Below are 21096 nucleotides of genomic sequence, written 5' to 3'. Positions count from 1 at the left end.
TGAAAGATACGCCCATTGCAGGATTTCTTCGCCTGTCAGGTATGTCAGGCCTCGATAACGGGTGTCCGTCCCCATCACGCTTTCTTTTTCCCCTTCAGCGCGAACGCCGCCACCGTACATCCCGCCATCGCCACGCCCGCGATCAGGAACGTATCGCTATACGCCATCAGCAGCGCCTCCCGCATCACGCGCTGGTTCACGAGCGCGAGTGCCAGCTCGTGCACGCCGCCGGTCGCCGCGCCCGGCAGTGCGTCGCCACGCGGCACATGCACGCGCGCCAGCAGCCGCGCGAGCGTCGCCATGCGCTCCTGGAACGCCGCCGAAAACGGCGTCACCGCTTCGCCGATCCGCATCGCGTGCAGCTTCTGCCGCTCGACGACGATCTGGCTCGCCACCGCGATGCCGATCGCGCCGCCGACGTTGCGCACCATGTTGAACACGCCGGACGCCGACCCGAGCTGCGCCTTCTCGATCCCGTCGACGGCCATCACCGACAGCGCGATCACGACGAGCGACTGCCCGATCCCGCGCACGACGAGCGACGGCACGATCACGTTCGACGCGGCGTCGGCGGTCAGGTGGATGTTCATCAGGCAGCCGGCCGCGACGAGCACGAAGCCGAGCACGATCGTCGTGCGCGGGCTCGTGCGGCGCATCAGCGGCGGTGTCAGGAACGACATCACGAACTGCACGAGTCCGTACGGAATCATCGCGAGGCCGATGTCGCGCGCGCTGTAGCCGTGCAGCTCGGCGAAGTAGTTCGGCACGAGAAACACGACGCCGAACACCACCGCGCCGAACAGGAACTGCATCAGGCTCGCGATCCCGAAGTTGTAGCGGCCGAGCAGCCGCAGGTTGATGAACGGCGCCTTGCGCCGCAGCTCGATCGCGACGAACGCGACGAGCCCCATCAGCGCGACGATCGACAGCTCGACGATCAGGCTGGATGCGAACCAGTCCTTGCGCCCGCCCTCCTCCAGCACGATCTGCAACGCGCTCAAGCCGATCGCCATCGTCGCGATCCCGAACCAGTCGGCCTGGCGCAGCTTCGACAACTGCACGGGCACCGGACGGATCGCCCACGCGATCGCCGCGATCAGCGCGATCGCGGGCGGGATCTGCAGATAGAAGATCCAGCGCCACGAGTACATGTCGGTGAGCCAGCCGCCGAGCGACGGCCCGGCCGCCTGCGCGACGTTGTTCGCGACCGCGAACAGCGCCATGCCGAGCGGATGCTTCGACGGCGGCAGCTCGGTGACGATCAGCTGGAACGACAACGGAATCAGCACGCCGCCGAACGCCCCCTGCAGCGCGCGCGCGACGATCATCGACGAAATGCCCGGCGCGACCGAGCACGCGATCGAGCACGCGAGGAAGCCCGTCGCGCCGACGAGCAGCACGCGGCGCGCGGAGAACACTTGCACGAGCCAGCCGGTGAGCGGGATCACGACGATCTCGGCGACGAGGTAGGCGGTCGAGATCCACGAGCCTTCCTCGAAGCTCGCGCCCAGCGACCCGCGAATGTCCGGCAGCGACGCGTTCGTCACGTGCACGTTCATCCCCGCCATGAAGCAGCCGAACACGCCGCCGAGCACCGCGACCCACGCGCGCAGCGAGACTTCGTCCTCCCGCGCGGCCTGCGCGGCCGGTGTCGTCGCGGCCGTCACGATCCGGCTCCCGGTTCACCGCGCGTGTCGACGCGCGCGATCACCGACATGCCGGGCCGCAGCACGAGGCCCGGCGGCGGCGCATCGAGCCGGATCTTCACGGGCACGCGCTGCACGATCTTCGTGAAGTTGCCGGTCGCATTGTCGGGCGGCAGCAGCGCGAATTCGGCGCCCGAGCCCGGTGCAAGGCCGAGCACGCGGCCGTGCAGCGTGCGGCCCGAATAGGTATCGACGTCGATCTCGACCGGCTGGCCGTCGTGCATCGCGCCGAGCTGCGTCTCCTTGAAATTCGCGACGACGTACACGTCGCGCAGCGGCACGACCGCGAGCAGCGGCATCCCGACCTCGACATACTGGCCCGCGCGCACCGCGCGCTGGCCGATCGTGCCGTCGCGCGTCGCGCGGATCACCGTGTGCTCGAGATCGAGCTGCGCCAGCGCGAGCTTCGCGCGCGACGCCGCGAGCCGCGCACGCGCCTGTTCGATCGCGGCCGTGCTCTGCGCGCGCCGCCGGCGCAGCACCGTCTGCTGGTCGTCCTGCGCGTGCACGGCCGCGCTCGCGCGGGCCAGCTCCGCGCGCGCCTTCAGCGCATCGGCGTGCGCCTGTTCCCAGCGCTGGCCGCTGGCGGCCGATTCGGCGAGCAACTGCCGGTAGCGCGCCGCATCGGCATCGCGCCGCGCGGCCTCGGCGCGCGCGGCGGCCGCGTCGGCCTGCGCCTGCTCGATCACGCTGCGCTGCTGGCCGACCTGGGCGTCGAGCGTCGCGGCCGCGGCTTCCTCGGCCTGCAACGTCGCATCGGCGGCAGCGACGGCCGCCTGCGCATCGTCGAGCTTCGCGCGATAGTCGCGATCGTCGAGCGTGACGAGCACGTCGCCGCGCTTCACGGGCTGGTTGTCGTCGACGGCCACCCGCGCGACATAGCCGGCCACGCGCGGGCTGACGGTCACGATGTCGGCGCGCACGTACGCGTCGTCGGTGTGTTCGATGAAGCGGCCGACCGTCCACCAGCGCCAGCCGAACCCGGCAAGCGCGACGACGGCGATGAAGGCGCCCGCGGCGATCCAGTGGCGCCGCGCGAAGCGGGCGGATTTCTCGGGTACGGCTGTGGTGCTCATGATCGGAATCGGAATGGTTGATTGCGTACGGATTGACAAACGGCCGGCTAGGGCTGCCAGCCGCCCCCCAGTGCCTTGAAGACGGCCACCTGATCGAGCGCGACCTGCTGCGTCGACGCGGCAAGCGCCGCATCGACCGTAACGAGGCTGCGCTGCGCGTCGAGCACGCCGAGGAAATCCAGCGCGCCCGCGTCGTAGTTCAGTTCGGCCAGCCGGTAAGCGCGTGCGTGTTCCGCACGCGCGGTCTCGAGCGCGGACTTGCGGCGCCACTCGGCGCCATAGCGCGCCAGCGCCTGCTCGGTTTCCTTCAATGCGCGCAGCACCTGCGCATCGAACGACGCGCGCGCGGCGGCATCGTCGGCGCGCGCCTGCGCAAGTTGCGCGCGGCTCGCCGCGAGATTCGGGAAGCGCCACGTGATCAACGGCCCGACGCCCCAGGCGATCGCGTACTTGTCGCCGAGCGACGACGGTGCGCCGCTCGTCGACAGCCAGTTCACCGAGCCGCCCAGCACGATCGACGGATACAGTTCGGCCGTCGCAACGCCGATTCGCGCATTCGATGCGACGAGCCGGCGCTCGCTTTCGCGGAGATCGGGGCGGCGACGGAGCAGCGCCGCGCCGTCGCCGACCGGGAACGGCCGCGCGAGCGCGGGCGTCGCATGGCAGCGCGCGGCCGCATCGGGAATCGCGCCGGGCGCCTGTCCGGTCAGCACGGCCAGTTCATACAACGCGGCGCGGCGCGCACCCGCGAGCGCCGGCAGTTCGGCGCGCGTATCGTCGGCAAACGCGCGCGATCGCGCGACTTCCAGGTCGGACACGAGACCGTGCGCGCGCTGCCGCTCGGTCAACGCGGCGAGCCGGTCGGCGATCGCGACCGAACGCTCGGCCACGTCGACCCGCTCGCCGTACGCACAGGCCTGCGCATAGGCGGCCGTCGTCTCGGCGGCCACCGCCACGCGCATCGCGTCGGACGCGGCCTGCACGGCCTCCGAATCGGCGCGCGCGGCGTCGACGAGATGACCGACACGCCCCCACAGATCGACTTCCCACGACACCGCGAACGACGGCGCGAAACCCCAGCGCGTACGCGCATCGGTCCCCTTCGCGCTCGCGGCGATCTGGTCGGGCGCGTGCTTGCCGTAGTCGACGCCGAAGCCGGCCGTCGTATCGGGCAGCCGCGCGGCATCCGCTTCGTCGAGCACGGCCCGCGCCCGCGCCACGCGTGCCGCCGCCACCGCGAGATCGCGGTTCTGCGCGAGCGCTTCGCGCACGAGCGCGTCCAGCGCCGGATCGTCGAACAGTTGCCACCAGCGGTCGGGCAACGCGCCGCCGGACGCGACAGGCGCATCGGCCGCCGCATCGAACGGCGCCGCGCGCACCGCGTCGGCCACGGGCGGCCGGTACGGGGGGCCGACCGAGCAGGCGGCGAGCGCCGCGGCGCTCAGCAGCGCGGCGGCAACGGACAGACGGAGGGAAACCGGAGGAAATGGCGAGGCGCGCATCGTGCAATGACAGTCGAGCAAACGGTGGACCTATGGTAATTTCGACCCATTCGGTCGATCTCGCGCGCAAAGCGCATTCGTCGTCGAGAAAAGGACACGTGGACCCATTTTTCAGCGCGCTCGAGCGCAAGGACAAGCACAAGCAGATCGCGGTCGTCGCGTCCGACGCGGCGTCCGGCGTCCTGTATCCGCCGCATTCGCACCAGCATGGCCAGCTGATTCACGCCATTTCCGGCGTGATGCTCGTGCATGCGGATGCCGGCAGCTGGGTGGTGCCGACAGGGCGCGCGGTGTGGGTGCCGGCCGGCACGCAGCACGAGATCCGGATGGCCGGCGACGTGCAGATGCGCTCGGTGTTCGTCGCACGCGAAGTGCGGCCGAGCCTGCCGGACGCGTGCCGCGTGATCGAGGTCGGCACGTTGCTGCGCGAACTGATCGTGACCGCATGCGAACTGCCGGCCGACTACGACCTTTCGCATCGTGCGGGACGCGTGCTCGCGCTGATCCTCGACGAAATCGAAATCGCGCCGTTGCTGTCGCTGCATGTGCCGATGCCGCGCCATCCGGCGCTCGCCGCGCTGTGCACGCGGCTCATCCATGAACCGTCGTCGGTCGTCACGCTGCAGTCGTGGGCGCGCGACGCGCACATGAACGAGCGCACGCTCGCGCGCGCCTTCAAGCGTGAAACGGGCATGACGCATGGCGCGTGGTGCCGCCATGCGCGTCTGCTGCTGAGCCTGCCGCGCCTGGCCGCCGGTACGCCGATCCTCGAGCTCGCGCTCGAGCACGGCTACGACAGCCCCAGTGCGTTCGCGGCGATGTTCCGCAAGGCGCTCGGCGTGCCTCCGAGCGAATACTTCCGGCGGCGCTGAACCGCACTGTCCGTTTCGCGACGATCGAGCGCATACGCGCGTGCGCGGCGCGACCCGCCGCTCGCTACAGTAGCGGCATCGCACGACACCGGCGCCACGCGCCCGCCACGCCGATGGATCTGATTCAAAGCATGCAGGTTTTCGTCACGCTCGCCGATGCGGGCACCTTCACCGAAACCGGCAAACGGCTCAACCTCACGACCGCGTACGTCAGCCGCACGATCGCATCGCTGGAAACGCATCTCGGCATCCGGCTGCTGAACCGCACGACGCGCTCGATGTGCCTGACCGAGGCCGGCGAACGCTATCTGGCGCGCGCACGCGACATCACGCTCGCCGTCGATGCGAGCGAACGCGAGGCACGCGGCGCGCGGCTGCATCCGCACGGCCGGCTGCGCGCGCACTGCAGCGCCAGCATCGCGAACCGCTTCGTGATTCCGCTCGTCGCGCGCTTCCAGGCGCGCTATCCGGACGTCAGCGTCGACCTGACGCTCGCGCCGCAGGTGCCGGACCTGATCCGCGACAGCTACGACGTCGCGGTGGTCGCGATGCCGAGCCTGCCCAGCTCCGATCAGGTGGCGATCGACGTCGGGCGGATCGGCAACGTGCTGTGCGCGGCGCCCGCGTATGTCGAGCGCCACGGGATGCCGGACACGCCGCGCGCGCTCGCGCGGCATCGCTGCCTGCAACTGGTTGCGCCCGCGTACCCGGCGCGCGAGTGGACCCTCACGCGCGGCACGGAGGCGGAGACGATCGCGTTCGAACCTTCGATGACGGCCGACGTCGCGGCGTCGCTCGCGATCGCGGTGCGGGAAGGCGCGGGAATCGGCCTGCTGCCGGCGTTCGTCGCGGACGACGGGCTGCGGTCGGGCGCGCTGGTGCGCGTGCTGCCCGATTACCGGGCGGATGAGGTGGGGGTGTTTCTGGTGTATCCGTCACGCCGGCATCTCGACGCGAAGACGCGCGCGTGGGTGGATTTCATGAAGACGGAACTGCGGAATGCGCTCGACGGGGTGCGCGGCGGCCACGCCGGGGAAGGCGAGGCAGCCGCGCCGGCCAGCGCCGGCGCGGCCGCTGCCGCCCCGCTTACGCGACTGCCTGCATCGCGCGATGCGCGTCAAAAAACGTCGCCTGTGCCGCTTCGTCCGCGCGCGCATACGCGCGGTTGACGCCGCTGATCACCGCGCGGATCGACGCCGTCGTCAGGTTCGCGTCGATGCCGACGCCGAACGCGCTGCCGCGCACGCCCGTGCCGGCCAGCTCCGCGATCGCGATCGCCTTCGCATCGGCGCCCTGCGACAGCGCGCGCTCCTCGTAATGCTGGATGCGCAGCGGCGTACGCAACGCGTGCATCAGCGCGTCGAGCGGGCCGTTGCCTTCGCCGCGCAGCACGCGACGCTCGCCGTGCACGTCGGCGGTCAGCACGATCGTCTCGCGGCCGTCCCGCTCGCTCAGCTCATGGCCGACGTAACGCAGCGGCGCATCGCCTTCCACGTATTCCTGCTGGAACAGCGACCAGATCTGCGCGCTCGTCACCTCGAGCCCGCTGTTGTCGGTCAGGCGCTGCACGGCCGCACTGAAGTCGACCTGCAGGCGGCGCGGCAGCGCGACGCCGTAGCTCTGCTCGAGCAGGTACGCGATGCCACCCTTGCCCGACTGGCTGTTCACGCGAATGATCGAGTCGTACGTACGGCCGACATCGCTCGGATCGATCGGCAGGTACGGCATTTCCCAGACGGCGTCGGGTTTCTGTACCGCGAAGCCCTTCTTGATCGCATCCTGGTGCGAGCCGGAGAACGCGGTGAACACGAGATCGCCGACGTACGGATGGCGCGGATGGATCGGCAACTGCGTGCATTCCTCGGACGTGCGCGCGACTTCGTTGATCTGCGAGAAATCGAGGCCCGGATCGACGCCCTGCGAGTACAGGTTCAGCGCGAGCGTGACGAGATCGACGTTGCCGGTGCGCTCGCCGTTGCCGAACAGGCAGCCCTCGATCCGGTCCGCACCGGCCATCACCGCCAGCTCGGCCGCCGCGACCGCGGTGCCGCGGTCGTTGTGCGGGTGCACGGACACGATCAGCGCGTCGCGGCGCGCGAGGTTGCGGTGCATCCATTCGATCTGGTCCGCGTAGAAGTTCGGCGTGCCGACTTCGACGGTCGCCGGCAGGTTCACGATCGCCTTGTGCTCCGGCGTCGGCTGCCAGACGTCGAACACGGCGTCGCAGACTTCCTTCGCGAAATCGAGCTCGGTCGCGGTGAAGGTTTCCGGGCTGTACTGCAGCGTGAAATGCGTATCGGTGGCGGCGTCGGCGCAACGCTTGATCGTGCGCGCCGCGTTCACCGCGAGCTGCTTCACGCCATCGCGGTCGAGACCGAACACGATCTTGCGGAATTCCGGCGCGGTCGCGTTGTACAGGTGCACGATCGCGCGCTTTGCGCCGCGCAGCGATTCGAAGGTGCGCTCGATCAGGTCGTCGCGCGCCTGCGTGAGCACCTCGATCGTGACGTCGTCCGGAATGTGGCCGCCCTCGATCAGCTCGCGCACGAAATTGAAGTCGGTCTCGGATGCCGACGGGAACGCCACCTCGATCTCCTTGAAGCCGATCGCGACCAGCATCTTGAACATCCGCATCTTGCGCGCCGCGTCCATCGGCTCGAACAGCGACTGGTTGCCGTCGCGCAGGTCGGTGCTCATCCAGATCGGGGCCTGCGTGATCGTGCGCGACGGCCACGTGCGATCCGGCAGGTTGACGGGCGTAAACGGTCGGTACTTCGCGGCGGGGTTCTTCAGCATCATGATGTCGGTCCTCGGTCGGTTGATCGGAACACCGCGGCGCGGCGGCCATCGGTCATGGCGGCGGCTGCGCGCGCAGCGGTTGAAACGGTGGAAACGGCACAACGGCAAAGCGGTACGGCGAACGACGGCCTTGGCGGTTGAGCGACCGGGACGGAGCGGAGCGGTACGGAAGAAGGACGAACTCAGGCGCCGGTCGACAACCGGGGCCAGGTCTGTGATACGGGGGAAATCTGGCGCTTCAGGAACGAAGCAGGAAGGAAGCGCGCAGCCGCAGACCCAGCCCGGAGAAACGGGCTAGTAGTCGTAGCGAGAAGAGGGGCTGGGCGGCTTGCATGGCCGGAATCAGATCACAGGGCGACCGGGGTTGTCAATGGGTGACTCGCCCGTCGCACGTCCGCGCGGCCGCCGGAATCAGTCCTGTCCGATAGCCCGCCGCCATGCTTCACGGGTGCCGCACCGATGGCGCCCCCGTTCACGTTCGGAGTGAGTTGGTCAACGATCTTCGCCGGTTGCCGCACACTCTTCCCGCTGCCATCGGCGTGCCGCGGGCGTTCGTTGGCGGCCGACAGGCGCGGCCGCCAACAGCGTGCCGACGTTGAAACCGGCGCGGCCTGGTGCCCGCACGGGGCGTCCGCGCCGAAGCCCGATCGCCCCCGCCGGCGCGTCGATCCCGACCCGCCCGGCTCCGTGACGCGATGCGGCGCGGCGCGGCGCGCAGCGGCTTGCACCTGTCTGCCGCACGCGCCGCAAGAACGATCAAATGCACCCGCCGCCGGTACCCTATAGTTCCGTCCGACACCCTCATTGGCACGCTATGAATCCGGTTGGCAAAGCACTTTGGTACATCGAAACCGCGCTCGACAAGGCACTGACGCTCGACAGGATTTCCGCCGATTGCGACATGACGCGTTTCGGCTTTTCGCGGCTGTTCTCGATGAATACCGGGTGGCCCGTGATGCGCTATGTCCGGTCGAGGCGGCTGACGCGTGCGGCGCACGCGCTGGCGCAAGGCGCGCCGGACATCCTGCACGTGGCGCTCGACGCCGGCTATGGCTCCCATGAGGCGTTTACGCGCGCCTTCCGCGACCTCTTCGGCATGACGCCCGAGGAAGTGCGGACACGGCGCACCCTCGACGGATTGTCTCTTGTGGAGCCGCTTCGCATGAAAGAACTGAATCTGATCGCCGTGACGCCGTCCCGCTTCGAAGTCGCGGAAAAACGGCTGATCGCCGGCATGAGCGACCGCTACACCTTTGAAACCAACGAAGGAATCCCGGCGCTCTGGCAGGCGTTCGTCCCGTACCTCGGCACGATCCCCGGCCAGATCGGCGACGTGACCTACGGCGTATGCTGCAACCCGGATGCGGATGGCAGCTTCGAGTACATCGCCGGCGTCGAAGTCGCGCATCGCGACCGGCTGCCCGCGCCGTTTCGCTGCGTCGAGCTCGAACCGCAGCGGTATGCGGTCTTCGAACACGGCGGACACATCTCCACGCTCCATCAGACCATCTACAGCATCTGGAACGGCTGGCTGCCGACGTCGGGTTTCAAGGCCGTGGACGCGCCCGAATTCGAGCGCTACAGCGAGGATTTCGATCCCGTTGCGGAAACCGGGGTGCTTGAAATCTGGTTGCCGGTCGTAGCGGCCGCGTGAGCGGTGCGCGTTGCCCGGCCGGGGTGTCTCCCGCCCCGGCCGTAGAGCGAATCGCCACTACCCCGGATCGCGTGCGATCCCGGCGTTGAAGCGGACGGGCCGGCAGTCATTGGCGCACGAACAGCACCTGCGGCGCGAGTGCCGGCGCGTAGCCGGGCGCAACCGGCCACCCGGCTGACGGCCGGCATCCCGCGGGGTCAGCCGGCCCGCGAAGTAGCGGGTTTCGACATCGCAACCGGCGACAGCCACTCGGCCGCCGCCAGTTGCGTACGCGCACCACGGGCCGCGCGGTTGAACGCCACCCGCCGTTCGCCCGTCAGCCTCGCCGCGTCGGCTGCGCGCACCAGCCCGACCGGATCGACGAGGCGCGCACGCTGCCGCACCTCGAAGTGCAAATGCGGGCCGGTCGCGGTGCCCGTGCTGCCCACCGCGCCGATGCGCTGGCCGCGCGCGACGCGCGCGCCGGTTCGCAGCGTCGGCTCGAATGCCGACAGGTGCGCGTAGTACGACGCATAGCCGCCGTCGTGGCGGATCACCACATACTTGCCGTAGCCGCGCGCCTCGGTGCCGATGAACGTCACGACACCGCGCTCCGACGCGTGAACCGCCCGCCCTGCCGGTGCCGCCAGATCGACGCCGGAATGCACGTGGCGCGCGCCCGTCACCGGATGCACGCGCGCACCGAACCGCGAGCTGATCCGCGTCGCCCTGACCGGCATCGCGAACCGCGTCCCGGCAAGCGGCATGCCGTCGAGGTCGTAGTACGCGCCCGGCGAACCGGCATCGGGCGCGAACCATACGGCCGCGACACGCTGGCCGCGCAGGCGGATGTCGAGCGCCGTCACGCGCGCGCGGCCCGGATGCGTCGCGCGGCCGTCGGGTTCGAACGCGACGCGGAAGGTATCGCCGGCCGCACCGCGCTGCGACGGATCGATGCGCCCGGCGAGCAAGCGGACGATCTGCGCGGCCACGCCGGCCGGCAGGTCGGCGCGCGCCAGCGACGCCCGCAGGGTGCCGGCGATCGCGCCGGCGCGCGCGCCGCTCGCCGGTACATCGAGCATGAACGGCTCGGCCGACGCGAGACCGACGGCCGTCCGCCCGAACGCCGGTTGCGCGTCCAGCGCGGGCAAGGGCGACGCAAGGCCGTAATCGAACCGCGCCGCATGGCTGCGCTCGACCGCGCCGCGCGCCGCGTCGCACAGCACGCGGTAAGCCACGCACGCGCCGAAGCGGGCCACGGGGCCGTCGCGCCCGGCAGCCGCCGGATCGGGCGACGCATGCGATACGTACGCGACGTCGAGCGGCACCGCCGGCGTGCGCAAGCCGCCCCACGTGGTTCGCGCGGAACTGAAAAAAGGCACGTCGGCAAGGTCGGCGGACTCCGGAATCGCGGGCGCGGAGGCGGCGGCATCGAGAGCCGCCTGTGCCGCCGCCCCGTGCGCGCCGGCCACGCAGGCCGCCGCGACGACACCGCGCACCAGCGCGCGGAGATCCGGAAAACGTCGGACGCCGCGCACGGCGGATCGACCTTGTTCGCGTGCGAGACGGGAACGCAGGTCTAACCGCATGACGTCGTCACTCGCTATCAATGGAAACAGGGGAAAAGCCGGGTATCGCGGAAGCGCTGCGTTCGCGGCCCGGCAACATGAAGGCGAGTGTATCGGCGCGCACGAACTCGCTAAATGGGACCAATCTTATTTTTATTTCCCATCTCTTAGTACTCGAACGAAATGCGGATTTCACGTCGGCTGACGACCCGACCCCATGCACGGGCGCGAACCATTGCGTACCGTGCATGGTCGAACGCTGCCGGCGCGCGCGCCGGCCCGCTGCGCATGCGGCGGCCCGTCGCGTGTCGCGCATCGAGCCATCCAACCGGAATCCCGCATGTCTCTCGATCAACTTCATCCGGAACGCTGGACGTTCCTGTGGAACGCGCTGTCCACCCTGTCCCTCAAGCTGTGCGCCGGCCTCGCGCTGCTCGTCGCCGGCTGGTGGCTGTCGAAGCGCATCGGCAACTGGCTGAACCGGCTGCTCGCGAACAAGGAGCGCGTCGACGACACGCTGCGGCCGATCCTGTGCGACGTCGCCGTGTGGGGCATCCGCATCGTCGCGATCGTCGGCGCGCTGTCGCAGCTCGGCATCGAAACCGCGAGCATCGTCGCGGTACTCGGCGCGGCCGGCCTCGCGATCGGGCTCGCGCTGCAGGGCACGATGCAGAACATCGCGGCCGGCATCATGCTCCTGCTGCTGCGGCCGTTCAAGGTCGGCGACTACATCGACGGCGGCGCGGGGGTCGCAGGCACCGTCGACGAGGTCGGGCTGTTCATGACGCGGCTGACGAAGCCGGACGGCATCTGCGAATACGTGCCGAACAGCGCGCTGTGGGGCAGCGCGATCCGCAACTACACACGCAATCCGACGCGCCGTCTCGATCTCGAAGTGGAGGTGTCGGTGCACGACGATATCGAGCGCGCGCTCGATGCGCTGCGCGCGCTGGCCGCGGCCGATCCCGACGTGCTGCACGATCCGGCGCCCGACGTGATGGTGATGCGCTTCGACGACAGCACGGCCGTCGCGAACCTGCGCGTATGGACGCACACCGACAAGTTCTGGGCCATGCGCTGGCGCCTCGCCCGCCAGGTGCGCAAGACGCTCGCCGACGCGAACTGCGCGCTGCCGATCCGCACGCGCGAGCTGCACATCGTGCACGACGCGCCACGCCGCACCGACGCCGCGCAAGCTGCAACGCGGTGAGGCGCGCGGGCGGCCGCTGCGCCCGGCTCGCACGGCGGCCGTCACGCCCGCGCCCGCGTCCACACGCCGCCCGGAATCGCTCCGGATGGATGCGCCGCGCGGCCCGCCACCAAATCAGACTCGTCTGATTCACTGCGCACCCGCATTCCGCGACAATGGCCGTGCCGGACGAGACAGCCATCCCGTCCGGCATCCGTCGTACCATCTCCGCTTGTCGCCGCCCATCACGGGCGGCGTTTTTTTTGCCGGACCCGCCGCGTTACATCTTCACGATATCGAGCAGCGCCTTCTTGCCGCTCCTGTACGTGAACACCGAAATCGCGCCGTGCTTCAGGTCGCCCTGCGGCGTGAAGCTGGTTTCGCCGATCACGCCGCGATAGTCGGTGGCCGGCATCGCGGCGAGCACCTTCGCCGGATCGGTCGAGTTCGCGCGCTTCATCGCATCGACGATGATGTACACCGCGTCGTACGAGAACGGCGCATACACCTGCATCGGCTGGTGGTAGCGCGCCTCGTAGCGCTTCGCGAACGCCGCGCCGCCGGGCATCTTCTCGAGCGCGATGCCCGCCTCGGAACACACGACGTTGTCCGACGCCGGGCCCGCGAGCTTCGGCAGGTCCGTCGAGCACACGCCGTCGCCGGCGAGTATCTTCGCGCGCATGCCGAGCTGGCGCGCCTGCTTCGCGAGCGGGCCGCCCGTCGCGTCCATCCCGCCGTACATGATCGCGTCCGGGTTCACGCCCTTGATCTTCGTGAGGATCGCGCGGAAGTCGATCGCCTTGTCGTTGGTCGCGTCGCGCGACACGACCTGCAGGCCGGCCGCCTTCGCGGCCTTCTCGAACTCGGTCGCGAGCCCCTGCCCGTACGCGGTCGAATCGTCGACCACGGCCACGGTCTTGATTCCCATGTTCTTCGCCGCGTACATCGCAAGCGCCGGCCCCTGCTGCGCGTCGGTCGCGACGACGCGATAGGTCGTCTTGAAGCCCTGCTGCGTGTACGTCGGGTTGGTCGCAGCCTGCGAGATCTGCACGACGCCGCCGTCGCGATAGACGCGCGACGCCGGAATCGACGTGCCCGAATTGTGATGGCCGACGACGCCGACCACCTTGTCGTCGACGAGCCGCTGCGCGACCTGCGTCGCGGTGCGAGGATCGCCCGCGTCGTCCTGCGCGTCGAGTTGCAGCGTGACCTTCCTGCCGCCGATCACGAGCCCTTTCGCATTGATCTCCTCGACCGCGAGGCGCGCACCGTTCTCGCTGTCCTTGCCGAGATGCGCGATCGCGCCGGTCAGCGGCGCGACGTGCCCGATGCGCACGATCTCGTCCGCATGCGCGGACAGCGCGCAGGTCAGCGCCGCAGCAGCAGCCAGTGCCGTCATGTGATGTCGAATCATGTCTGTCTCCTGGTCAGTCTTGTGTGCCCCGTGCCATGCGGGACGTGTTGTGGTTCCGACGACGCATCGGCCGCGCTCAATGGCGCAGCGCTTCCTGCACCGCGCGGCCCGTGCCGGCCGGCAGCACGCCCGCGTCGCCGCCCGTCGCGACGCCGTACAGGTCCTTCGGATCGCGCGGCGCGGGAATCAGGTCGAGCTCGATGCCGATCTCGCGCTCGCGCGCGGCCGCGTTCAGGTAGCGCAGCGCCGAGAAATCCTCCAGCGCGAAGCCGACGGAATCGAACACCGTCACCTGCGCGTCCGACTCGCGGCCCGGCTCGGCGCCCGAGACGATCCGCGCGAACTCGATCACCGGAAATTCCGCCGGCATCTGCTGGATGTCGCCTTCGATGCGCGTCTGCGGCTCGTATTCGACGACGACGCGGGCGCGCCGCAGCACGTCCGCGTGCAGTTCGGTCTTGCCGGGACAATCGCCGCCGACGGCGTTCACGTGCATCCCGTCCTCGATCATGTCCGGCGTCAGGATCGTCGCGTTGGTCTTGTCGGCGGTCACCGTCGTCACGATGTCCGCGCCGCGCACGGCGTCCGCCGCCGACGCGCAGCGGATCACGCGCAGCCCCGCGAACGGCGCGAGGTTGCGGATCAGCTTGTCGGTCGCCGCCGGATCGATGTCGAACACGCGCAGCTCGTCGATGCCGAGCATCTCGTGAAACGCGATCGCCTGGAATTCGCTCTGCGCGCCGTTGCCGATCAGCGCCATCGAACGCGCATCGGCGCGCGCGAGAAAGCGCGCGACCAGCGCGGACGTCGCCGCGGTGCGGATCGCCGTCGTGAGCGTCATCTCGCTGAGCAGCAGCGGGTAGCCGGTGTCGACGTCGGCCAGCACGCCGAACGCCATCACGGTCAGCAGGTCGGCCCGGGTGTTCTTCGGATGGCCGTTCACGTACTTGAACGCGTACAGCCGCGCGTCCGAGGTCGGCATCAGCTCGATCACGCCGTCGGTCGAATGGCTGGCGAGGCGCGCGGTCTTCTCGAACGTCTCCCAGCGCCGGTAGTCCTGCTCGATATACGAGGCCATCGTCGTCAGGATCTGCGTCATCCCGACTTCGGCCACAAGCGTCGATACGCTCGTCACATCCAGATATCGCGTCATGCCCTTGCTCCAAGGTTGCGGCGGCCGGGGCCGCCGTTGAAACGGTCGGCGCCGCGTTACGCGCGCCCTTCGAATCCCAGCAGCACGTTGACCGCGTTGATGCCGATCTCGTCGACCATGTAGCCGCCCTCCATCACGAACAGCGTCGGCACGTTCAGGCGCGCGAGCGCCGCGCCGATGCGCAGGTAGTCGGGCGAGCGCAGCCGGAAATGGCTGATCGGGTCGTGCTCGAACGTGTCGACGCCGAGCGACACGACGAGCGCGTCGGGGGCATGCGCGGCGATCGCGGCGGCCGCGTGGTCGAGCGCCTGCTCGTAAGCGGCCCACAGCGTGCCCTTCGGCAGCGGCAGGTTCAGGTTGAAGCCTTCGCCCGCGCCGGCGCCGCGCTCGTCCGCGTAGCCGGAGAAGTACGGGTACGACACCGGCGGCTCGCCGTGGATCGACGCGAACAGCACGTCCGCGCGATCGTAGAAGATGTCCTGCGTGCCGTTGCCGTGATGGAAATCGACGTCCAGCACCGCGACACGCGCGGCGCCCTGCGCGATGCAATGCTGCGCGGCGATCGCCGCGTTGTTCAGGTAGCAGTAGCCGCCCGCGTACTCGCGGCCGGCGTGGTGGCCGGGCGGGCGGCACAGCGCGAACGCCGCGCGCGCCGCGCCGCTCGACAGCAGGTCGGCGCCGGTCAGCGCCGAGTTCGCGCTCGCGCTCACCGCGTCCCACGTGCCGGCGTTGATCGGCGCGCCGGCGTCCATCGCGTAGAAGCCGAGCTTGCCGTCGATGAACGCGGGCGGCGTCGCGGCGGCGGGCATCGCGCGCACCGGCCATACGAGCGGCAGCGCCTGGCAGGTGCGGCCGGTTGCCGTCCATTCGTCCCACGCGCCGGCGAGGAACTCGACATAGCGCGCGCTGTGCGCGGCCGCATAGCACGCGCGGTCGAACGGTTTCGGCGCGATCACGTCGCCGAGGCCGGCGGCGCGCACCTGCGCGAGCACCGTTTCGGCGCGAAGGGGGTTTTCGAACGAATCGGTGATCGCGCCGTCCTTCAGTTCGACGCCGCGATGCAGTTGGTGATCGCTGCTATAGACCGTGAGCATGGTTGACCGTTGCGGTGAGGATGGCAACAGTTTATTGACGGATACCGGCAATAGCTTTGCTTTTCGCGCGCACCTTTCGTACACTTTTGAGAAAACCGCCTACGGAATCACGAAAATGAGCAAAAATCGCGCTCCGGCCGAACTGGACGGCGTCGACCGCGCCATGCTGCGCCTGCTGCAGGACGACGGCGCGCTGTCGAACGCGACGCTCGGCGAGAAGCTGTCGCTCAGCGTCACGCCGTGCTGGCGCCGCCGCAAGCGGCTCGAGGACGAAGGCGTGATCACCGGCTACCAGGCGAACCTCGACCGGCGCGCGCTCGGCATGAACGTGTTCGCGTTCGTGCACGTCACGTTCAACATGCACTCTGACCAGGATTCCGACCACTTCGAGGACGTGATCCGGCGACACGACGAGGTGCTGTCGTGCCACAAGATCACCGGCGCGGCCGACTACATCCTGCAGGTCGTCGCCGCCGATCTCGACGCGTACGCGGAATTCGTCGAGCGCGTGCTGCGCAAGCAGGCGGGGGTATCGTCGATCCAGTCGAGCCTCGCGTTGCGCGAAGTGAAGTTCTCGTCGCGCGTGCCGGTGCCGGACGCGTGAACGGCGCGGCCAACGTGCGCGCCGCCTCCGGTCCTCCCCCATTCATTCCGCCATGGAGCACGCCCTCATGAAACGTTTCAGCCCTTCCGCATCGCTGGCCGCCGCGCTCGCCTGCGCGTTCGCCTTGAGCGCCTGTTCCGCGCCCTCCGCGCCGCCCGCGCAATCTTCGGTACCGCCCGCACCGCCGGTGGTCGGCGGCGATCGCGATGCGCACGGGTGCATCGGCTCGGCCGGCTATTCGTGGTGCGAAGCGACGCAACAATGCGAGCGCCCGTGGGAACTCGCGAAGCAGAAGGGTTTCGAGAACTCGGCGCAGGCGTACGGGCAGTTTTGCGGGAACGGTTCGGCGAAGTGACGTGAAATAGTCCGATGCGATCGTGCCGCGGCGTGCGGCCGCGACGCGATCGCCCTCGTCCCCCTCCCGATCCCGCGCAGTTGTCCACACCTTCCCCGGTTTCCACGACCGTCATTCCGGAAACCCGGACACGCAAAAAACCCCACGAAAACAACGGTATTTTTCGTTTGTGACACAGCAAACGAGTTCGGTTACATTACGCGCCCCTTGCCACCCCGCCCCCGGCAACGACGTCGCGTGCGGCCCTTTTCGACGCAGCCTGAACCCCCAACCGCTCAGGCTTGCCGCAAGGGCCCCGGCACCCAGCGCGCGCCGTGAAGCCGGCCATTGCGTGCCTGTCGCGAGCCGATCCGAAGGTCTCCTTCGCAACGGTTTCGCGTGCGCAAATGCAACGGCGCGACGCGTCGATCCGGAATTCCGGATTCGCGATCCGGAACTCCGGATCCATGTTTCGCCGCGATCGACACGCGCGCCGGGCGGCGTGGCAAACCGATGCATCCAAGTTGAAAAAGGGATCTGCTGTGATCAAAACGTTACGGGTAATACTGTCGGCGCTCGCGCTGTGCGTCGCCGCATCGTCCGCGCATGCCGACGATACGAAGAAGGTCGACGTCCTGCTGGTGGGCGGCGGCATCATGAGCTCGACGCTCGGCGTCTGGCTGCACGAGCTTCAGCCTGACTGGTCGATGACGATGGTCGAACGCCTCGACGGCGTCGCACTGGAAAGCTCGAACGGCTGGAACAACGCCGGCACCGGCCACTCGGCGCTCGCCGAACTGAACTACACGCCGGAAAAGGCCGACGGCAAGATCGACATCTCGAAGGCGATCGAGATCAACGAGTCGTTCCAGATCTCGCGCCAGTTCTGGGCGTGGCAGGTCAAGCAGGGCGTGCTGAAGAACCCGCGCTCGTTCATCAACTCGACGCCGCACATGAGCTTCGTATGGGGCGACGACAACGTCCGCTTCCTGAAGAAGCGCTATGAAGCGCTGCAGGCAAGCCCGCTGTTCCGCGGGATGCAGTACTCGGAAGACTACGACCAGATCAAGCAGTGGGTGCCGCTGATGATGGAAGGCCGCGACCGCAACCAGAAGGTCGCGGCGACGTGGACGCCGATCGGCACCGACGTGAACTTCGGCGAGATCACGCGCCAGTTCGTCGGCTACCTGAAGACGCAGCCCAACTTCACGCTGTCGCTGTCGAGCGAAGTGCGCGAAATCACGCGCAATGCCGACGGCACGTGGCACGTGACGTGGGTCAAGCTGCACTCGGACGAGCCGCCGCAATCGGTCGACGCGAAGTTCGTGTTCATCGGCGCGGGCGGCGGCGCGCTGCACCTGCTGCAGGCGTCGGGCATTCCCGAAGCCCGCGACTACGGCGCGTTCCCGGTCGGCGGTTCGTTCCTCGTGACGGAGAACCCCGACGTCGTGAAGCAGCATCTCGCGAAGGCGTACGGCAAGGCGTCGGTCGGCTCGCCGCCGATGTCGGTGCCGCACCTCGACACGCGGATCATCGACGGCAAGAAGATCATCCTGTTCGGACCGTTCGCGACCTTCTCGACCAAGTTCCTGAAGAACGGCTCGTACTTCGACCTCGCAAAGAGCACCAACCTGCACAACGTCGCGCCGATGATGCGCGTGGGCGTCGACGAATTCCCGCTGGTCCAGTACCTCGCGGGCCAGCTGATGCTGTCCGACGACGACCGCTTCAACGCGCTGAAGGAATACTTCCCGGACGCGAAGAAGGAAGACTGGCGCCTGTGGCAAGCCGGCCAGCGCGTGCAGATCATCAAGCGCGACCCGGTGAAGGGCGGCGTGCTGAAGCTGGGCACCGAGATCGTCGCGTCGCAGGACGGCAGCATCGCGGGCCTGCTCGGCGCATCGCCGGGCGCGTCGACGGCCGCGCCGATCATGCTGAACCTGATGAAGAAGGTGTTCAAGGACAAGGTCGCGACGCCCGCGTGGCAGCAGAAGATTCGCCAGATCGTGCCGAGCTACGGCACGAAGCTGAACGACAGCCCGGCGAAGGTCGTCGAGGAATGGACCTACACGAGCGACGTGCTGCAGCTCTCGCCGCCGCCGAAGATCGACCTCACCGCGCCGTCGCAGGCAACCGGCAACACGCCGGCCCACCCGGCGAAGGCATCGGCCGACATGGCGCTGTAACGCGCCGGTCGCCGCGCGACACCGCGACACCGTCGCGCCGCACGATACGGCCGCCCCCCCGGGGCGGCCGTTTTTTCTTGATGCGCGCCGGCGGCGGCCGCCAGCCGGCCGCCCGCTTCCGCTAGAATTGCGGCACGCGCGACCCCGTGGTCGCCCGATCCGCCATCCGCATCGACGCAAGCCCGGGCGACGCCCGGTGTGGCCCGCGCCCGGGCCGCGCGGGCGCCGCCCGCCGTTGCAGCGCCCGCCCGGGCGCGCCATCAACCGAATTCAGCTGGAGAAAGACCGTGTTTACCTGCCGAAACCAGAGCTGCGGCACGCAGTGGGAGACGTCCGACGTCGCCATCAAGGACGAGGGCCAGGGACTGCTGTTCCGCTGCCCGCTGTGCGGCGCGCGCAACTATCTCGAGCGCTTCGAGGACGAGGAAGGCAACGTCCTCTACGAGCAGATGGAAGGCCGCCCCTACCTCGGAGACCTGTCCTGACATGAGCCGACCGACGCCCACGCCCTTCAGCGCACTGCCGCTGACACCCGCCACGCTCGCCAACCTCGCGCAGCTCGGCTATGCCGACATGACGCCGATCCAGGCCGCGAGCCTGCCGATCGCGCTGGCCGGCCAGGACCTGATCGCGCAGGCGAAGACGGGCAGCGGCAAGACCGCCGCGTTCTCGCTCGCGCTGCTGGCGCGCCTCGACACGCGCAGCTTCGACGTGCAGGCGATGATCCTGTGCCCGACGCGCGAACTCGCCGACCAGGTCGCGCAGGAAGTGCGCCGTCTCGCGCGCGCCGAGGAAAACGTGAAGGTCCTGACGCTGTGCGGCGGCACGCCGATGCGGCCGCAGGCGCAGAGCCTCGAGCACGGCGCGCACATCGTCGTCGGCACGCCGGGCCGCATCATGGATCACCTCGATCGCGGCAACCTGAAGCTCGACGCGCTGAACACGCTGGTGCTCGACGAAGCCGACCGGATGCTCGACATGGGCTTCTTCGACGACATCGCGAAAGTCGCGCGGATGTGCCCGACGACCCGCCAGACGCTGCTGTTCTCCGCGACCTATCCGGACGGCATCGCGAAGCTGAGCCAGCAGTTCCTGCGCAACCCGAAGGAAGTGAAGCTCGAGGAGCGTCACGACGACAGCAAGATCCGCCAGCGCTTCTACGAAGTGACCGAGAACGAGCGGCTGCACGCGGTCGGCCAGTTGCTGAACCACTACCGGCCGGTGAGCACGATCGCGTTCTGCAATACGAAGCAGCAATGCCGCGACCTGCTCGACGTGCTGCATGCGCAGGGCTTCCACGCGCTCGCGCTGCACGGCGAGCTCGACCAGCGCGAGCGCGACCAGGTGCTGATCCAGTTCGCGAACCGCAGCTGCTCGGTGCTGGTGGCGACCGACGTCGCCGCGCGCGGGCTCGACATCGCGCAGCTCGAAGCGGTGATCAACGTCGACGTGACGCCCGACCCCGAAGTGCACGTGCACCGCATCGGCCGCACGGGCCGCGCGGATCAGGACGGCTGGGCGCTGAGCCTCGCGAGCATGGACGAGATGGGCCGGGTCGGCGCGATCGAACAGGCGCAGAAGCGCGACGTCGAATGGCATCCGCTCGCCGAACTGACGCCGGCGGGCAACGACACGCTGCTGCCGCCGATGGAAACGCTGCAGATCCTCGGCGGACGCAAGGACAAGATCCGCCCGGGCGACGTGCTCGGCGCCTTGACCGGCGACGCCGGGTTCGACGGCAAGCAGATCGGCAAGATCAACGTGACCGAGTTCTCGACCTATGTCGCGATCGAGCGCGGCGTCGCGCACGATGCGCTGCGCAAGCTCAATGCAGGGAAGATCAAGGGCAAGCGGGTCAAGGTCCGGTTGATGGACGAGGAGTGACGCCCGCGCGCGGCGCGCCCTCGACGTCACGCATCGCACGGCGCTCGCCGTCGCGCGGTGCGCGCCGTCCGGCGCGCTGCCG

The 21096-nt window shown here is 69.1% G+C and carries 17 protein-coding genes; 9 read left to right on the top strand and 8 right to left on the bottom strand.

Annotated elements, in window-relative coordinates; all coding sequences use genetic code 11:
• Positions 1–74: 74 nt before the first annotated feature.
• The 3 genes from GQ57_RS02105 to GQ57_RS02095 are packed head-to-tail and all read right to left on the bottom strand — an operon-like array spanning position 75 to position 4284.
• Positions 75–1667: a DHA2 family efflux MFS transporter permease subunit gene (locus tag GQ57_RS02105; RefSeq protein ID WP_034196941.1), complete on the bottom strand. Its 1593-nt coding sequence runs from the start codon at positions 1665–1667 to the stop codon at positions 75–77.
• Positions 1664–2782, bottom strand: a complete 1119-nt coding sequence (locus GQ57_RS02100) for an HlyD family secretion protein (protein ID WP_034196940.1) — start codon at positions 2780–2782, stop codon at positions 1664–1666. The genes GQ57_RS02105 and GQ57_RS02100 overlap by 4 nt, the downstream gene beginning before the upstream one ends.
• A gap of 47 nt (positions 2783–2829) precedes the next feature.
• Positions 2830–4284, bottom strand: a complete 1455-nt coding sequence (locus GQ57_RS02095; protein WP_034196939.1) for an efflux transporter outer membrane subunit — start codon at positions 4282–4284, stop codon at positions 2830–2832.
• A 98-nt stretch (positions 4285–4382) separates the two neighbouring features.
• On the opposite strand from GQ57_RS02095, the gene GQ57_RS02090 reads away from it, so the two are divergent.
• Together GQ57_RS02090 and GQ57_RS02085 are read left to right on the top strand one after the other, a co-directional pair.
• Positions 4383–5156, top strand: a complete 774-nt coding sequence (locus GQ57_RS02090; protein ID WP_031397301.1) for an AraC family transcriptional regulator — start codon at positions 4383–4385, stop codon at positions 5154–5156.
• A gap of 113 nt (positions 5157–5269) precedes the next feature.
• The gene (locus GQ57_RS02085; RefSeq protein WP_034196938.1) at positions 5270–6325 is read left to right on the top strand and encodes a LysR family transcriptional regulator; all 1056 of its coding nucleotides are present in this window, start codon (positions 5270–5272) and stop codon (positions 6323–6325) included.
• Here GQ57_RS02085 and leuA read toward each other — a convergent pair.
• A complete protein-coding gene (gene leuA / locus GQ57_RS02080) occupies positions 6243–7952 on the bottom strand; it encodes a 2-isopropylmalate synthase (protein WP_034196994.1) in 1710 nt (569 codons plus the stop codon). The genes GQ57_RS02085 and leuA overlap by 83 nt on opposite strands.
• 817 nt (positions 7953–8769) lie before the next feature.
• On the opposite strand from leuA, the gene GQ57_RS02075 reads away from it, so the two are divergent.
• Positions 8770–9609, top strand: coding sequence for an AraC family transcriptional regulator (locus tag GQ57_RS02075; RefSeq protein WP_031397298.1), 840 nt, complete (start codon positions 8770–8772; stop codon positions 9607–9609).
• Positions 9610–9806: 197 nt separating this feature from the next.
• Here the strand turns inward: GQ57_RS02075 and GQ57_RS02070 are convergent, their stop codons facing one another.
• Positions 9807–11177, bottom strand: a complete 1371-nt coding sequence (locus tag GQ57_RS02070) for a M23 family metallopeptidase (protein WP_034196937.1) — start codon at positions 11175–11177, stop codon at positions 9807–9809.
• 319 nt (positions 11178–11496) lie between these two features.
• Here GQ57_RS02070 and GQ57_RS02065 point away from each other — a divergent pair, with 319 nt between their 5' ends.
• Positions 11497–12366, top strand: a complete 870-nt coding sequence (locus GQ57_RS02065; RefSeq protein ID WP_034196936.1) for a mechanosensitive ion channel family protein — start codon at positions 11497–11499, stop codon at positions 12364–12366.
• A gap of 259 nt (positions 12367–12625) precedes the next feature.
• Here the strand turns inward: GQ57_RS02065 and GQ57_RS02060 are convergent, their stop codons facing one another.
• From GQ57_RS02060 to GQ57_RS02050, 3 genes are all read right to left on the bottom strand, one after another.
• Entirely contained in the window at positions 12626–13759 is a 1134-nt protein-coding gene (locus GQ57_RS02060; protein WP_031397295.1) for a branched-chain amino acid ABC transporter substrate-binding protein, read from the bottom strand.
• A gap of 76 nt (positions 13760–13835) precedes the next feature.
• The gene (locus tag GQ57_RS02055) at positions 13836–14912 is read right to left on the bottom strand and encodes an ornithine cyclodeaminase (RefSeq protein WP_034196935.1); all 1077 of its coding nucleotides are present in this window, start codon (positions 14910–14912) and stop codon (positions 13836–13838) included.
• Positions 14913–14968: 56 nt separating this feature from the next.
• Positions 14969–16006, bottom strand: a complete 1038-nt coding sequence (locus GQ57_RS02050; protein WP_034196934.1) for a histone deacetylase family protein — start codon at positions 16004–16006, stop codon at positions 14969–14971.
• 115 nt (positions 16007–16121) lie between these two features.
• Between GQ57_RS02050 and GQ57_RS02045 the strand changes: the two genes are divergently transcribed.
• The 5 genes from GQ57_RS02045 (at position 16122) to dbpA (ending at position 21014) form a co-directional block, all read left to right on the top strand.
• Entirely contained in the window at positions 16122–16610 is a 489-nt protein-coding gene (locus GQ57_RS02045) for an Lrp/AsnC family transcriptional regulator (protein WP_031397292.1), read from the top strand.
• Positions 16611–16677: 67 nt separating this feature from the next.
• Positions 16678–16965 carry a hypothetical protein gene (locus GQ57_RS02040; RefSeq protein ID WP_034196993.1) on the top strand — a complete coding sequence of 96 codons (288 nt, stop codon included), beginning with the start codon at positions 16678–16680 and terminating at the stop codon, positions 16963–16965.
• A gap of 521 nt (positions 16966–17486) precedes the next feature.
• Positions 17487–19130, top strand: coding sequence for a malate dehydrogenase (quinone) (gene mqo / locus GQ57_RS02035; RefSeq protein ID WP_034196933.1), 1644 nt, complete (start codon positions 17487–17489; stop codon positions 19128–19130).
• Positions 19131–19417: 287 nt separating this feature from the next.
• Entirely contained in the window at positions 19418–19615 is a 198-nt protein-coding gene (locus tag GQ57_RS02030) for a hypothetical protein (RefSeq protein WP_031397287.1), read from the top strand.
• A 1-nt stretch (position 19616) separates the two neighbouring features.
• Entirely contained in the window at positions 19617–21014 is a 1398-nt protein-coding gene (dbpA, locus tag GQ57_RS02025) for an ATP-dependent RNA helicase DbpA (protein WP_031397286.1), read from the top strand.
• Positions 21015–21096 lie beyond the last annotated feature (82 nt).

Origin of the sequence: Burkholderia sp. MSh2 (assembly GCF_000731655.1) — a bacterium.
Taxonomy (GTDB): Bacteria; Pseudomonadota; Gammaproteobacteria; order Burkholderiales; family Burkholderiaceae; genus Burkholderia; species Burkholderia paludis.
This window is presented reverse-complemented; position numbering and strand designations above follow the sequence as displayed.